Origin of the sequence: Niallia sp. FSL W8-1348, assembly GCF_038006745.1 — a bacterium.
GTDB lineage: Bacteria > Bacillota > Bacilli > Bacillales > Cytobacillaceae > Niallia > Niallia alba.
Map to the genome: position 1 here is coordinate 2,044,915 of NZ_JBBOVV010000001.1, position 14,770 is coordinate 2,059,684.

A 14,770-nucleotide genomic window follows, 5' to 3' on the forward strand; every position below is an offset into this window, starting at 1 on the left:
AGCTGTTTTTGTAGGCTTCTCTAGGTGCAAGTTGCTAATCGACTTATGCCATTAATTCTAACGCTCTGTCCAATACTGCCTTTCCATTCATCATGCCATATGCCCGCATATCAATTACTTCCACTGGTACTCTTCCAGCAATAATCTCCTCTACTTGTGGTTTTTGATAACGTACTTGTGGTCCTAATAAAACAACATCCACTTCATGTGCGACTTTTTGACATTCCGACACTGGCAATGCGAAAATCTCAAGCTCCATTCCCTTTTCTTTTGCTGCATCCTTCATTTTATTTACTAATAAACTCGTAGACATCCCAGCTGCACATACTAAAAGTAATTTTTTCATTTAATTTCCTCCAATTATTCAAAAATAAGAATACTATAACTCACAACCATCTGTTTCGATTACTTTCTTATACCAATAAAAGCTCTTCTTTTTTATTCGTTTTAGTTCCTTTTCATCCTGCTCTTCTCTATCTATATAAACAAATCCATACCTTTTCTGATAGCCATTAAGCCAGCTTAACAAATCTGTAAAGGACCAAGTACAATACCCGATTAGGTCAACACCCTCTTTTATTGCACTTCGGCATGCTTGAATATGGGAGCGAAGGTAGTCAATGCGATACTCGTCATGAATCTCTCCTTCCTCTAATTGATCAAATTCCCCCAGCCCATTTTCCGTAATCAATAACGGCAAATGGTATCTGCTCGCAAGTCTCCGGAGTCCAATCCGTAAACCTTGCGGATCAATCTCCCAATCCCAGTTAGTTGAGTCTAAATAGGGATTTTTTTTTGATTTGAATAAACCTGGTATTCCATGTTCCTTAGATGTGCCTTTTTTTCCTGTTGTGTTCATTTCTCCCCCTTCCACAGCTTTGTCTATAGGATTACTTTCCACCGTTCCTGTACGATAGTAATTGATTCCAAGAAAATCAGGGCGACCAAATGCTAATAATTCGCTATCTCCTTCCTCCATGGTTGGTGCCAACCCCTCATCGCTTAAAAGCTTCCACATTGTCTTTGGATATCTTCCCCAAACATAAACATCTAACCACCAATGATTATGAAGCTCTTCTGCATTTTCGTAAGCAAGAATATTTTCTGGATTACAATCAAATGGATAGACAGGACCATAAGCAAAGCTGGGTCCAATTTTGCCATCTGGCACATATCTTCGAAAAGATTGAATCGCTTTCGCATTAGCCAAATTAGCAATATGATTGGCCTCAAGCATTCTCTTCTTATCCTTCACAGCAGGAGGATGTAATCCATGCTCATATCCTAAAGACATAAATACATTTTGTTCATTAAGTGTAACCCAATACTTTACTCGATCACCAAAATGCTTGTAAAGAAGGATGCAATACGCATTAAAGTCTTGAATGATTTCTCTTGATTCCCAAGCACCATACAAATCCATTAACTTTTGCGGAACATCCCAATGATAAATCGTGATAATGGGCTGAATATTATATTTTATAAGTTCATTAATTAACTGATCGTAAAATTGTAGCCCAGCTTTATTCTCTTTTCCTCTCCCATCAGGTAAAACCCTGCTCCAAGCAATAGAAAATCGATATGCCTTTAAACCCATTTCAGCCATCAATGCGACATCTTCTTTAAAGCGATGGTAATGATCAACTGCCACATCGCCATTTGTTCCTTGAAAAGTTGTTCCAGGAATTTTCGTAAAATGATCCCATACCGATGGACCCTTTCCCTCTTCACTCCAAGCTCCTTCCACTTGATACGCAGCTGAAGCTGATCCCCATAGAAATTTTTCTGGAAAGCACTCTTTCTCAGCCATCTCATTCCTCCTTTCATTTAAATTGTATACGCTTTCAAATATATTACAAGGAAAAATAAACACTTAGTATCTTTTTTCTCCAGAAGGAATTTGTTACATTTTAGTCACAACCTGTTTTATAATAAAGTGAAACTTCCATCAGTTGGGATTTCTTCATTTCCCACCTCCTTCCTCCTATTCTCATAAGCTTGAGGCGGGAGTCTTACTGTTCGTTAAGAACGAGGTAATGGGAAATATAGAAAAAATATTATTTAGAGTAGGGGGAAGAAAATTTGTTCACAAATGAAATGATTCAATCCTTTAATGATTTAGAAATGCTACTCTATAACTATGTTACAAAAAATATCGATAAGGTTATTTATATGCGCATCAGAGAATTATCTGATGAAACCCATGTTTCAACATCTAGCATTCTAAGATTTTGCAGAAAACTAAACTGTGATGGTTTTTCGGAGTTTAAGGTAAAATTAAAATTATATTTAGATAGAAATGAACAAGAAAACTTAAAATCAACAAAATATTATCTTTCAGAGTTTTTAGAACGTACGCTGAAAGGCAACTTTGAAACATACATACAAGAAACAGCTGAAATGGTAATCCAATCTAATAAAGTAATATTTGTAGGAACAGGAAGTTCAGGTATTTTAGCAGAGTATGGAGCCAGATACTTTTCAAGCTTAGGGAAATTTTCTACTTTTATAAAAGATCCCTTTTATCCAATTAACAGTAAAGAGCTGAAAAGCAGCACGGCCATTATCTTATCCGTTTCAGGTGAAACAGATCACACACTGCACCTTGCCAACCAATTAAAAATAGAAGGCTGCAATATCATCAGTATCACCAATAGCAAAGACTGCCAATTAGCGAAAATTTCCGATATAAATATTGCGTATTATGTTACAGAAGTCTATATAGGAGAATCAAATATTACCTCTCAATTACCAGTAATGTACATCTTGGAGGAAAGCGCTCACACCGTCAAAAAAAACAGCAAAAGAATAAATAATGAGCAGGAAGCTTAAAATACAAAGAAGAGGCTGGGACATAAGTATTCCAGCCAAGGATAATTCCGAACAATTATACGAAGATGCTAATGAATGTTCCGTATAATTGTTCGGGCTTTTATTTGTTTTTCAAAGGATGTTTCCATGAAGTTTGGTGCGATCCCCCGCAGCCGGAATACACTTCGCTTTCCATGGGGCTCGCGCTGAGCCGCTTCGGCCTATGGCCTGCAGGGTCTCAGACTGTCTCGCTAATCCCATAGGAGTCTTCGTGTATTCCGGCTGCTTTGTTTTTCCAACTAATTATATTTCCTCTTGTAAAAAGTATGCGAAAGCAGCCGCTATTTACTAGATAGATTAGAAATTGTTCGTCTTTACAGAGTATCTATTTAGTTATGTCCCATCCTCTTCTTTGTATGCTGTGAACTCTATTTTGCCATCATGTGAACTAACTACTTATGTTATTTAGTTGGCGGCGGCTGTTCTAGCCACTTATTTTTAATCATTAAATCGGCCCCGTCTTTTGCATATTGACCAATTTCCATAGATAGCCTTTCATAATTAAGCAGAAGATCGCTTCTTTGGCTAGCTCCACCCGCCATTGCATAATTGCCTACGCCAGCGGCACTCAATAAACCAATATGAAACATCATTAACTTATCAGAGAAAGTTCGTACGGTCGAGTTAGTGACACCTATATCCGAAGAATTGGGATTTTGGATTCCCTCATTCATTAATGTATCCGTAAATATTTTTAAATATTTTTGTGAAATATCTCTTCCTCTTAGCATATATGCTTGTACTTTTTTATTCGTCGTTGTTTGAGCAAAAGCCATTGTAATCTTTAGTCCCATATTATTTGTCTGTGTATTCATATAAAGATGAGAAACTTCTACTGCATTTAAGGGTCTTTTTTTATGAAACAAGGAGTAGCCACTTAAATATTTTTTGTTATCAATATCACTAGTGTTGCGTTAATTTAATTTAACTATTAAAAATACTTGAAATGTTCAATTTTATCATTTTATGCAAAGAAAAAGTCCTTTATAATGGATAAGTTAGGTGGTAACCCGTCCAAATCCACTAAAAAGGACTATCGCATGGACAAGATTACACGAAAAACTTCATTTGGACAATGGTTTTCACCAATAAATCTTCAATTATTTGAAGAAAACGTGAAAACGTTGAAATTAGATTTCTATACGAAAAAACTAACGACAGAGTCATTTCTAAAATTATTACTTTTTGCGCAGCTAGAAGAAGTCGAAAGTCTGCATGCGCTGAGCGATTGTCTTTTCGATGATCAACTGCAAAAGGGCATTGATCTTGATTCTATCAGTATTTCCCAACTCTCACGCCGTTTAAATGGCATGAATCCAGACTTATTCCAAAAGCTTTTCCTTGATTTAGTTTCACAAATTCATGCCAAAACGCACAACACGAAACTTGTGATGCCATTAAAAATCATTGATTCAAGCACATTGCCTCTCAATTTGACTAATCATAAATGGGCAAAATTCCGCAAAACAAAAGCGGGTGTTAAATTGCACTTACGCCTTGTGTTTATGGAAAAAGGTATATCCTATCCCGAAAAGGCCATTATGACAACGGCCAAAGAACATGACCGCGGTCAGCTTGAAGTAATGGTTGATGACAAGGAATGTATGTATGTGTTTGACCGTGGTTACTTAGACTACGAACGCTTTGATCGGATGACAGATGACGGCTACTTTTTCCTTTCTAGGCTGCGAAAAAACGCAGTCATACGGGAGGTTTACGATTTTAAACTACCCGAGAATACATCTGTTTTGTCGGATCAAATGGTGTTGATTGGTACGACGCAAAACCGTGCCGAAAATTACTTTCGTCTTCTAAAAGTGATTGATTCAAAAGGAAATGAGCTTCATTTAATCACAAATCGTTTTGATTTAAGTGCTGAAGAAATCTCAAAGATGTATAAATCACGCTGGGCGATTGAGTTATTTTTCAAATGGATTAAACAACATCTCCATATCAAAAAGTTTTACGGCCAAAGCGAATGGGCAATTCAGAATCAAGTGTTTATCGCACTTATTGTTTTTTGCCTGCATGTTCTCGCACAAATCGAGACAAAAAGTAAACGAAAAACCCTACAAATTAGCCGATATTTACGGGCAGCTTTGTGGAAACCAGCACATATTTGGCTTCGAAAGATTGAAGGAAAAACCATTCCTTAATAAACAAATTGTCGTCGTCTCTTAAGTCTAATTGTAAAAAAATTTCCAAATGGATGGATCCACCTTTAGTTGGGTATTTACTTTTTTGGCTCTTAACAGGGGACATATTTAAACTGAATATTCTAACAACATTTATGCAACACTAGTGTATCAATATAATCCATTTCCTTTGGAATGGAAGTATAAGGTGCGCAAACGAGCAATCCTTTTTTTTCAAGAATGGAAGTACTTAAATGATATAACTTTGAGGTATAATGTAATCCATGATGGAAGAAGGCTATCAAATCTTCCCTTGTACTCATAGCCAAAAATCCTCCGTATGCCAGTAGGCCAGCTTTCGCCATATGGTTAATATATGCTAAACAGAAAGAGTCAGTAAATAAAGCAGGAGCTTTCGTATTAACATCGGCTTCTGAGAAACCAAGTGGAATGGCAAATTCATCTTTTTGAAAAATTGTTTCAAAACGCTTTCCTTGCTTTTGAGCAAACCGAAAAGCAAAACGAATAACATCAGCAATTTCTCGATCCTTTACATATTGAATCATATGTGTGAGAACCTGTTTGGACATGCAATTATTTAAATACGATGTCCACAGGGAAGCAATTTCTGAGGATGTCAGTTTTATATTTGATTGGGACACGAAGTAAAACCTCCAAAATTTACATTGTATTTAGTAGTATGGGCATCCTTTTTGATATTATGCTATTTAATACATATTAGAAAAACATAAACTCGTACTTATTTATTCATTATAATAAGAGCATACATACTAGACGAAAATAATAACAAGGACTGATGATAAGCTTGAAAAATATAGATATGCTTTTTCTTGATTATGCGAACGATAAAAACCTAACCGAGTCGGAGAAAGATATCATCCATTTTCTCATCCAAAAGAAATTAGCAGGAGAGACGTTAAGCATCCGCGCAGCCGCAAATGATCTATTCGTATCCACTGCAACCATTATCCGCCTTTGTAAAAAGCTTGGATTTAGTGGATACAGTGAATTCATATACAACTTAAATTTGAAAGTCACTAAAATGCTTAATCAAGAAGTTGAATACGTAGACAGTATTCACCAACCACTAGTGGAATCGGTGGTTTCCTTTAAACAAAATTATCAACGCACCATCGATTCTTTAGATGAGACAAGCATTGAACAATTTCTTACACAAATTAATGATAATAAAATGATTTACTTTTATGGTGCAGGCTTTTCCACCGTATTTTCTAGCTATTTCGCTAAAAAACTAGAGTTATTTGGTTATTATGTTTCCAATACAACAACAAGTGATAGTCGAGCCATTTTCCTCAATAATATTCAAAAATATAAATTACTCATTGCCTTTTCACGTTCTGGTGAAACAGCTAAAGTTCTAGAGAAAGTGAAAATCGCAAAAGACAAGGGCGTTAAAACAATCCTTTTTACCGGAAATAGTAAAAGTTCAACAGCTAAAATTTCTGATATTATTTTTACTGTCCTCGATCCGACTATTGAGTCCCAACAAGAGTTTGAAGTAACTTCCTATGAATCCAACATGTTTATGCTCATTGATTTACTGTTACTTGTAGCCATTAAAAAAGGGATTATTACAGAATACTGACCAGTTAAGGGGATGCTCGTAGAACATCCTCTATTTTGCCTTGCCGAAGGTTTGTAACATGTTACAGGATTGAAAGACATAGTACACAATGCTTGCAACCCCTTTCAAAATGATATATTCAATTATATACTTCGGTTATTAAAAACATTTGACAACGCTTACCATAAAGGGAGGTTTTATAGATGAAAAAGGTTGTAAATGGTCTCCAGCTCTTTGGAAAATCTTTATTTGCACCAATTCTCATTCTACCGATTATCGGTTTATTTATCGCATTTGGGAATGTTTTCGGAAATGGAAACTTAGCACAATATATTCCGTTTTTAGAAAATCCACTTATCCAAAATACAGGGAAGTTCATTTCTTCCTCAGCTGTAGCCATTCTGCAAAATCTAGCTTTAATCTTTGCTGTTGGTATCCCGATCGGCTTAGCTAAAAAAGATAAAGGATACGCTGCCTTAACTGGGTTAGTGACCTTCGTTATCTTTATAAATGCTATGCATCAAGTACTAAACTTAACTGGTCGTTTAGTAGCACCGGAGCAAATGCAATTGTCTGGTCAGGCAATGGTATTAAATGTCCAAGTGCTAGAAATGGGAGTATTCTCCGGAATTCTTCTAGGTGCTCTAGTTGGTATTTTGCACAATAAATACTGTGACACAGAATTCAAAGGGGTTATGGCCATATATTCAGGACATCGCTTCGTTGCTATTTTAGCTATTCCTAGTGCGATGATTTTAGGCGCACTTTCCGCAGAGTTTTGGCCATTCGTTCAAGATGGAATTACAGCAGTTGCAAGTGGTATTAAAAATTTTGGGGTAGTTGGATTACTTATTTATGGATTCTTAGAAAGAATTCTGATTCCAACAGGTCTTCATCACTTAGTCTATACTCCATTCCTATACACAGAATTAGGCGGAGTTGCACATATCGGAAACGAAATTATTTATGGAGCAAGAAATATCTATTTTGCTGAAATGGCAGACTCAAGTATTAAAACGTTAAGCAGTACGGTTAACTGGGATGCGCGTGGCTTAAGCAAAATGTTTGGGCTGATGGGCGCAGCACTAGCAATGTACGTGACTGCAGATAAAAAGAAGAAATCGATCGCAAAAGCAATTCTTCTCCCAGCTGCCTTTACCTCCTTTTTACTAGGGGTAACAGAGCCATTAGAATTCGCTTTCCTTTTCACAGCTCCAATCTTGTTTGTAATACATGCTGTTCTTTCAGGCGTAGGGATGATGCTCTTAAGTATCTTTAACGTACATGCAATTGGCGCAAATGGATTTATTGACTTTCTACTATACAATTTACCGCTTGGAACAACCAAGTCTAACTGGCCAATGTTTATCTTAGTAGGATTATTAATGGCAACTATTTACTTCATTCTTTTCCGCTTCTTAATTCTTAAGTTGAATTTAAAAACACCAGGCAGAGAAGAAGATGCGGCAGTAACAGAAACAAATAAAATAGCTAAAGCAGAAGCAGCTGCTTCTGGTGTCGCACCAAGCGATTCACCATCTGCTTTAGGAGCAACTATTGTCAACGCCTTAGGCGGAAAAGCAAATATTGAAAATGTAGATAATTGTTATACAAGATTACGCTTAATTTTAAAAGATCCAAATGTGGTAGATGAACAAACACTAAAACAAACAGGTTCAAAAGGAATTATTAAATCAGGAAATAATGTTCAAGTCGTCTATGGTTTAAATGTTAAATCTGTTCGAGACCAAGTAGACCAACAATTAGGAGGTATTTAATATGAAAACATATAAATTAGCAGTTGCAGGCGGAGGAAGCACATACACACCAGGAATTATTCGAAGCTTAATGGATCGTTTAGAGGACCTGCCTCTATCTGAAATTCGCTTCTATGATATTGATGGAGAAAGACAATCACAAGTAGTTGTTGCAGCAAAAGCAGTTATTGAAGAATATACAGATAAAATTAAAGTCATTGATACAACAGATCCACAAACAGCATTTGATGATGTAGACTTTGTGTTTGCACAAATGAGAGTTGGCAAATATGCAATGCGTGAACTGGATGAAAAAATTCCCCTTTCCCATCATGTAGTCGGACAAGAAACATGTGGACCAGGTGGATTAGCTTATGGACTTAGAACCATTTTTCCAATGATCGAGTTAATCGATTATGTAGAAAAATACGCAAAAGAAACAGCTTGGATTGTAAACTACTCAAATCCTGCATCTATTGTAGCAGAAGGTGTTCGTAAATTACGTCCAAACTCAAGAGTATTAAATATATGTGATATGCCGGTAGCAACAATGCGTAATATTGCAGCTATCCTTGGAGTAGAAAGAGAAGAACTAGAGGTTGACTACTTCGGTCTAAACCACTTTGGCTGGTTTACAAGCATTAAGGTAGAGGGTCAAGAAAAATTGCCTGAAATTCGTGAACATGTCTATAAATATGGATTACTAACAGAAGACATTTCCAAAATTGATTATCGCCATGCAGATTCTTCTTGGATTAAAACCTTTAAGAATATCAAACTAATTATGGATCATTTTCCAGAATATCTGCCAAACCCATATTTACAATACTATCTGTTCCCAGATTATATTGTGGAAACTTCAAACAAAGATTATACTCGTGCAAATGAAGTAATGGATGGCCGTGAAAAAACGTTATTTGAAACAGTTAAGAAATATGAAGAGACTGGCATTTTAGAAGATTCCTTTGCAGTAGGCGTACACGGAACATTTATTGTAGATGTAACAGTATCCCTTGCACAAAATTTAGGAAAAAGATATTTAGTTATGGTAGAAAACAACGGAACAATTCCAAACTTACCTGCGGATGCAATGATTGAAGTACCGGCACTTATTACAAGTGATGGTCCTAAACCTGAGTTTGTTGGAGACATTCCTTACTTTTACAAAGCAATGATTGACCAGCAATTAGCATCTGAGAAAATTTTAGTGGAAGCAATTGTGGAAGGTTCTTATGAAAAAGCGTTACAAGCATTCACTTTAAATAAAACTTTACCATCAGCAAAAGTAGCAAAGGCAGTTCTTGATGATTTAATTGAGGCAAATAAGGAATACTGGCCAACATTAACAAAAGAATATAAAGAAGGCGTACTAGTGTAAGATTATAATAGTCCACAAGGAGTTGAGACTCTTTGTGGATTTTTTATGTTCTAATGTTGCATTGCTTTCCACTAAAAACCATCATGCAAAAACAATTCTACCACCAGTAGAATCACTATTTTTCAGCTATTCAACTAACCGTTGATAGGCATGTTTTGGCAAGTATGCTAGTATCGAATTAGACAGTGCGCACTGGAAAAGTAGAGGAGATGACAAGTATGGTTGATTCACGAAAAATTGGGGCATATATATCAAAATTGAGAAAAGAAAAAGACCTAACACAGGTTGAATTAGCAGATAAATTAAATATCAGTCATCAAGCGGTATCCAAATGGGAAAGAGGAGAATCCCTTCCTGATATTATGACCATTCCCATTATTGCTAATGAATTGGAGGTTTCTATTGATCTCTTAATGAGCGCTGGGAATAAACAACCAAAACCTTCCAAGCAAATTGGGAAAATGGTTGAGCATTTATCGGCCGACCAAACCGAGGAAGTAGCTGATTTAATTAATTCAGGAGCTACCGACGTAAAGGAGCTGATTGATATCGCCCCTCTTATTAAAACTAGTCAACTAAGTAAAGTATCTGAAAAAATGAATGCAACCGCTTGGAATCTAGACACAATTGTTCATCTAGCTCCTTTTCTGTCAACAGAAGCATTAGATGAAATCGTCATACAAGTAACAAAAGAAACCATAGATTGGAAGATTGTTCATCGAATTGCACCTTTTTTATCTTCTAGCACCTTACACTCAATCGCCAATCAAGTCATTAGCGAATCGATTGAACCTATAGAATTAGTCCAGCTTGCCCCCTTTTTAGATGAAGAATATATAGACAACTTAATATGGAAAATGCAAAATGGGCAGTTAACTTGGAAGTTCATCACAAATATGGCTCCTTTTATTAGTGATACAGCTTTAAATAATCTTGTCTTGCAAGGAATAGATGACATGTTTAATGAGGAACATATAATTGGTTTGGCTCCCTTTTTAGAAGAAGATACGATTGAACACTTAGTTTCAATCGCATCAAGTAAGGGGGAATGGTCTTTCATACAAAAAATGGCTCCTTTTATAGGAGAAGCTTCCTTTAATGAACTAGTGGATAAAGCAGTGAATGGAGAAATAGAATTGGAACAGCTGATTGAACTTGCTCCTTTTTTAGAAGAGGATGCTATTGATCAATTATTATCCAATATGGATGCTGATAAACTATCCCCACAATTACTAGCAAAGCTAGCTCCTTTTATAGAGGAAAATTCTTTAGGTAGAATCGTAAAACAGTTACTTAAGACAAAATAAAAAACTCGTTTCACTTCGACTTGGTCGTTCATTCCTCGGATGAACGACTTATTTCTTGCTTTCTTTTCTTTGATAAACTCTGCTTCTTCCTTCCACTCTTTAAAAATGAAATCCCTCATTAATGCTCTAAATACCTATATAATGTAGATTTACTAATTCCTGTTTCTTCTTTTATTTCTTTTAATGTATATTTTTTAGACTGATACATCTCCATTGCTTTTTTTACATTTTCATCAGCTTTTCTCGGTCTTCCACTTGCTTTCCCATGCTGTCTCGCGTATTCCATGCCTTTTTTTGTTCTTTCCCGAATAATCTCATTCTGGAATTCAATTAAATGAGACAGCATTTCAGACAATGAATATTCCTTTTTTCTTTCTGTATCAATATCTTCCTTTATTGATTGCAAATAAGCACCTTTGTCTTCAAGTATGTCTAATAACTCCATCAAATGCCTACTCGAGTCTGCAATTGTAAATAACTGGGCTACAATAATTTTGTCTCCCTTTAATAGAGAGGCTATTACTTCCGATAGCTTGGATCTATTTTTTGCCGAATCATGTTCTTCTTGATACATTTGCTCACATATAGGCTTCAGTATTTTTAACTGTTGCTCGCAGCTATTATCTGCAATGGTAGGTCGCATATAACCATATTTCATCTTAATTGCCTCCAACATTATCTCTTCTCATTATTATAGATAGAAATTCTCTCCTTGTAAAAACTTTCCCAAAACATATTCCTTTTTGGGAAAAAACATGGTAGACTTCTTTGTATCAAGCAGAAAGATATTGAGGTGAATCAATTGATTGAAAAAATAAAAAAAGAATGGTTTTCAAATATCCGTGGGGATATTTTATCAGGAATGGTCGTTGCTCTTGCATTAATACCAGAGGCAATTGCATTTTCCATCATTGCCGGGGTAGATCCGATGATCGGATTATATGCCTCCTTTACTATGGCTGTGGTTATTTCGTTTACAGGTGGAAGACCTGGTATGATTTCGGCAGCAACAGGAGCAATGGCATTATTAATGGGGCCATTAGTTAGAGATTACGGATTAGAATATTTATTTGCTGCTACAATCCTTACAGGGATAATTCAGATTCTTTTCGGCGTATTAAAAATTGCGAAGCTCATGAAGTTTATCCCGAGAGCAGTGATGATTGGATTTGTTAATGCTTTAGCGATCTTAATTTTTATGGCTCAAGTGCCACATCTTATTAACGTAACAAACATTACTTATTTATTTGTAATCATCACGTTATTAATTGTGTATATCTTGCCGCGATTTTTAAAAGTCATTCCAGCACCGCTAATTGCTATTATTATTTTAACCGCTGTTGCTATTGTTGGAAATGTAAATGTATCTACTGTTGGTGATTTGGGAAAAATTACGCAATCATTGCCATCTTTCTTTATTCCAAATGTACCGTTTTCCTTTGAAACGTTAGCAATAATTTTCCCATATGCGCTGGCTTTATCGATTGTTGGTCTATTGGAATCCTTATTAACTGCTTCTATCATTGATGATGCAACAGATACAGACAGTAATAAAAACAGAGAAGCAAGGGGACAGGGAATAGCTAATATTGTTACAGGATTCTTTGGCGGAATGGCTGGCTGTGCGATGATTGGTCAATCTGTTATCAATGTGAAATCAGGTGGGAGAGGGAGACTCTCTACATTTGTTGCAGGCGTTTTTCTAATGTTTTTAATTATGGTATTAGGCAGCCTTGTTGTACAGATTCCTATGCCAGTCCTAGTTGGCATCATGATTATGGTGTGTATCGGCACCTTTGACTGGTCTTCCTTCAAGTACTTAGTTACTGCTCCAAAAGGAGATGCAATCGTTATGCTCGTAACCGTGATAATTGTTGTCGCAACCGATAATTTATCGATAGGGGTAATTGCTGGGGTTATTTTAAGTGCTGTCTTATTTGCTGCGAAGATTTCCCATGTGAAAATGCATAAACAGGAAACGTCGCAAGGCTACAACTATGCAGTGGAAGGACAACTATTTTTTGCTTCTGTTGATAGCTTTGTTCAAGCATTTGATACAACGATTAAAAACAAACAAATTTCCATTAATTTTACTAATTCTCATGTATGGGATGATTCTGCAGTCGGTGCCATTGATAAAATTGCGTTAAAGCTGAAGGAAAATCAAAATACAGTTACCATTACTGGCTTAGATTCTGCAAGTAAAAAGATTGTAGATAAACTTGCTGTATTTCCCAAACAAAATGCGAAACTATCTGATCACTAAATCAGAAAAAGGGGCGTAAATCATGTATTCTACTATTCTTTTAGCAATTGATGGTTCAAAAAACTCGTTAAGAGCAACAACAGAAGCAGTAAAATTAGCTTCCCTTCAGGAGAATGCTGTAATTACAGTTGTTCATGTCCTAGATATCACTCAATCGAAATACGATGTATTGCACGCTCAAGGGAAGGCTGATTTAGAACTTACTAGGCGGAAAAAATTCTTATCAATGGAAGAATACTTACAATCCAATAATATCACTTATAAACTACTATTTCTTCATGGAGAGCCGGGTCCTACAATTGTCGAGTATGCAAATCAAAAGAGCTTTGACTTACTTGTCATTGGCAGCCGCGGATTAAATTCCTTGCAAGAACTGGTATTGGGAAGTGTTAGTCATAAAGTAATCAAAAGCGTAAAATGTCCAGTTTTAGTTGTTAAATAAAAAAAGAGCTAATTAAATGATTATCCTGTTTGATTAGCTCTTTTTTTATAGCCAAGAGAATTAGTTTTGATATAAATACGTTTTTACTCCTTGAATATGTAGCTTGATTTTATATAACCCTCCTGATTGTGGATACTTTTTTAATTCTTCATCATCCAAACCAGATCTCGCTGTCGTTATATATAACTCATTTAGTTTTTTCCCTCCAAATGTACAAGACGTCACATTCGGCACTGGCAAGCATATTTCACTTAATTTCCCCCCACTCTCTGGATTCCATCTAGACACTCTTCCTCCACCGTAATGAGCAATCCATAGCATTCCTTCGCTATCAATTGTCATACCATCTGGGAATCCTTCTTCCTCTGAAAAATCAATAATCTGCTTTGCTTTTCCTAATTTTCCTGTTTCCAAATCATATTCATAACGTGTTACTGTTTGAGCAGGTGTATCAATATGGTATAAGTATTCATTATCACTAGTCCATGCAATGCCGTTCGAAATACTCAAATGACTTATTTTTTCCGTCCATTTTCCCTCATTATCAAGACAGTATAGTGCTGCATCTTTCGTCTTTCCATCTCTGCACATTGTACCTGCCCATAAACGACCATAAGCATCACATTTCCCATCATTAAAACGATTCTGTTTTAAATCTCGCTCTGGATCGCCAATAAACTTTAGTTGCTCTGTTTCTATATTTAAAAGATGAAAGCCATTATCTAATGTAACAATAAATTCTGTATCTTTTGTTATACAAGGGATAACAGCCGATACTTCTCGTTCTAGTTGAACCTGTTTGTGCTCACCAGAAATATGGTTATACATATGTACTTTTTTTCCTTCAATATCTACCCAATATAAAATATTGTTTCTAAAATCCCAGCATGGTCCTTCTCCAAGCACAGCTTTTGCATCAAGTACTAATTCTAGATCCTCTATCATATGTTTCCCCCTCCAACTATGTATAATCTATCTCCTTGTCCTATACCTTTTCTAGATAGAAAA

The 14,770-nt window shown here is 36.0% G+C and carries 14 protein-coding genes; 8 read left to right on the forward strand and 6 right to left on the reverse strand.

Annotated features, from left to right (window positions below; genetic code table 11):
• Positions 1 to 43 precede the first annotated feature (43 nt).
• Both NST60_RS09700 and NST60_RS09705 read right to left on the reverse strand, forming a co-directional pair.
• On the reverse strand, positions 44 to 346 hold the full coding sequence (locus NST60_RS09700) for a PTS sugar transporter subunit IIB (RefSeq protein WP_016201351.1): 303 nt from the start codon (positions 344 to 346) through the stop codon (positions 44 to 46).
• Positions 347 to 379: 33 nt separating this feature from the next.
• Positions 380 to 1,810, reverse strand: a complete 1,431-nt coding sequence (locus NST60_RS09705; protein ID WP_169187690.1) for a glycoside hydrolase family 1 protein — start codon at positions 1,808 to 1,810, stop codon at positions 380 to 382.
• A gap of 272 nt (positions 1,811 to 2,082) precedes the next feature.
• Here NST60_RS09705 and NST60_RS09710 point away from each other — a divergent pair, with 272 nt between their 5' ends.
• A complete protein-coding gene (locus NST60_RS09710; protein WP_016201354.1) occupies positions 2,083 to 2,832 on the forward strand; it encodes a MurR/RpiR family transcriptional regulator in 750 nt (249 codons plus the stop codon).
• 440 nt (positions 2,833 to 3,272) lie between these two features.
• On the opposite strand, the gene NST60_RS09715 is transcribed toward NST60_RS09710, so the two are convergent.
• The gene (locus NST60_RS09715) at positions 3,273 to 3,737 is read right to left on the reverse strand and encodes a DUF3231 family protein (protein ID WP_341098744.1); all 465 of its coding nucleotides are present in this window, start codon (positions 3,735 to 3,737) and stop codon (positions 3,273 to 3,275) included.
• A 174-nt stretch (positions 3,738 to 3,911) separates the two neighbouring features.
• Here NST60_RS09715 and NST60_RS09720 point away from each other — a divergent pair, with 174 nt between their 5' ends.
• Positions 3,912 to 5,027, forward strand: coding sequence for an IS4 family transposase (locus NST60_RS09720; RefSeq protein ID WP_100525938.1), 1,116 nt, complete (start codon positions 3,912 to 3,914; stop codon positions 5,025 to 5,027).
• A 122-nt stretch (positions 5,028 to 5,149) separates the two neighbouring features.
• On the opposite strand, the gene NST60_RS09725 is transcribed toward NST60_RS09720, so the two are convergent.
• Complete coding sequence (locus NST60_RS09725; protein WP_341098745.1) at positions 5,150 to 5,668, reverse strand: DUF3231 family protein; 519 nt, start codon at positions 5,666 to 5,668, stop codon at positions 5,150 to 5,152.
• Between the two features lie 155 nt (positions 5,669 to 5,823).
• Between NST60_RS09725 and NST60_RS09730 the strand changes: the two genes are divergently transcribed.
• From NST60_RS09730 to NST60_RS09745, 4 genes are all read left to right on the forward strand, one after another.
• Entirely contained in the window at positions 5,824 to 6,633 is an 810-nt protein-coding gene (locus NST60_RS09730) for a MurR/RpiR family transcriptional regulator (protein ID WP_341098746.1), read from the forward strand.
• Between the two features lie 182 nt (positions 6,634 to 6,815).
• Positions 6,816 to 8,390 carry a PTS transporter subunit EIIC gene (locus NST60_RS09735; protein ID WP_341098747.1) on the forward strand — a complete coding sequence of 525 codons (1,575 nt, stop codon included), beginning with the start codon at positions 6,816 to 6,818 and terminating at the stop codon, positions 8,388 to 8,390.
• Position 8,391: 1 nt separating this feature from the next.
• Complete coding sequence (locus NST60_RS09740) at positions 8,392 to 9,747, forward strand: 6-phospho-alpha-glucosidase (RefSeq protein WP_169187687.1); 1,356 nt, start codon at positions 8,392 to 8,394, stop codon at positions 9,745 to 9,747.
• 218 nt (positions 9,748 to 9,965) lie between these two features.
• Positions 9,966 to 11,054, forward strand: a complete 1,089-nt coding sequence (locus tag NST60_RS09745) for a helix-turn-helix domain-containing protein (RefSeq protein ID WP_169187686.1) — start codon at positions 9,966 to 9,968, stop codon at positions 11,052 to 11,054.
• 118 nt (positions 11,055 to 11,172) lie between these two features.
• Here NST60_RS09745 and NST60_RS09750 read toward each other — a convergent pair whose 3' ends face one another.
• Positions 11,173 to 11,712, reverse strand: coding sequence for a recombinase family protein (locus tag NST60_RS09750; protein WP_016201360.1), 540 nt, complete (start codon positions 11,710 to 11,712; stop codon positions 11,173 to 11,175).
• Between the two features lie 144 nt (positions 11,713 to 11,856).
• Here NST60_RS09750 and NST60_RS09755 point away from each other — a divergent pair, with 144 nt between their 5' ends.
• Both NST60_RS09755 and NST60_RS09760 read left to right on the forward strand, forming a co-directional pair.
• Positions 11,857 to 13,320, forward strand: coding sequence for a SulP family inorganic anion transporter (locus NST60_RS09755; protein ID WP_016201361.1), 1,464 nt, complete (start codon positions 11,857 to 11,859; stop codon positions 13,318 to 13,320).
• 22 nt (positions 13,321 to 13,342) lie between these two features.
• Complete coding sequence (locus NST60_RS09760; RefSeq protein ID WP_101729090.1) at positions 13,343 to 13,762, forward strand: universal stress protein; 420 nt, start codon at positions 13,343 to 13,345, stop codon at positions 13,760 to 13,762.
• Positions 13,763 to 13,822: 60 nt separating this feature from the next.
• On the opposite strand, the gene NST60_RS09765 is transcribed toward NST60_RS09760, so the two are convergent.
• The gene (locus NST60_RS09765; protein ID WP_016201363.1) at positions 13,823 to 14,707 is read right to left on the reverse strand and encodes an SMP-30/gluconolactonase/LRE family protein; all 885 of its coding nucleotides are present in this window, start codon (positions 14,705 to 14,707) and stop codon (positions 13,823 to 13,825) included.
• Positions 14,708 to 14,770: the final 63 nt, after the last annotated feature.

What these genes read in the sequence shown, in the direction of transcription:
- NST60_RS09740 (WP_169187687.1), top strand. Translation starts at nt 8,392, where the DNA reads ATGAAAACATATAAATTAGCAGTTGCAGGCGGAGGAAGCACATACACA.
- NST60_RS09720 (WP_100525938.1), top strand. Translation starts at nt 3,912, where the DNA reads ATGGACAAGATTACACGAAAAACTTCATTTGGACAATGGTTTTCACCA.
- NST60_RS09750 (WP_016201360.1), bottom strand. Translation starts at nt 11,712, where the DNA reads ATGAAATATGGTTATATGCGACCTACCATTGCAGATAATAGCTGCGAG.
- NST60_RS09730 (WP_341098746.1), top strand. Translation starts at nt 5,824, where the DNA reads ATGATAAGCTTGAAAAATATAGATATGCTTTTTCTTGATTATGCGAAC.
- NST60_RS09760 (WP_101729090.1), top strand. Translation starts at nt 13,343, where the DNA reads ATGTATTCTACTATTCTTTTAGCAATTGATGGTTCAAAAAACTCGTTA.
- NST60_RS09700 (WP_016201351.1), bottom strand. Translation starts at nt 346, where the DNA reads ATGAAAAAATTACTTTTAGTATGTGCAGCTGGGATGTCTACGAGTTTA.
- NST60_RS09735 (WP_341098747.1), top strand. Translation starts at nt 6,816, where the DNA reads ATGAAAAAGGTTGTAAATGGTCTCCAGCTCTTTGGAAAATCTTTATTT.
- NST60_RS09765 (WP_016201363.1), bottom strand. Translation starts at nt 14,707, where the DNA reads ATGATAGAGGATCTAGAATTAGTACTTGATGCAAAAGCTGTGCTTGGA.
- NST60_RS09705 (WP_169187690.1), bottom strand. Translation starts at nt 1,810, where the DNA reads ATGGCTGAGAAAGAGTGCTTTCCAGAAAAATTTCTATGGGGATCAGCT.
- NST60_RS09745 (WP_169187686.1), top strand. Translation starts at nt 9,966, where the DNA reads ATGGTTGATTCACGAAAAATTGGGGCATATATATCAAAATTGAGAAAA.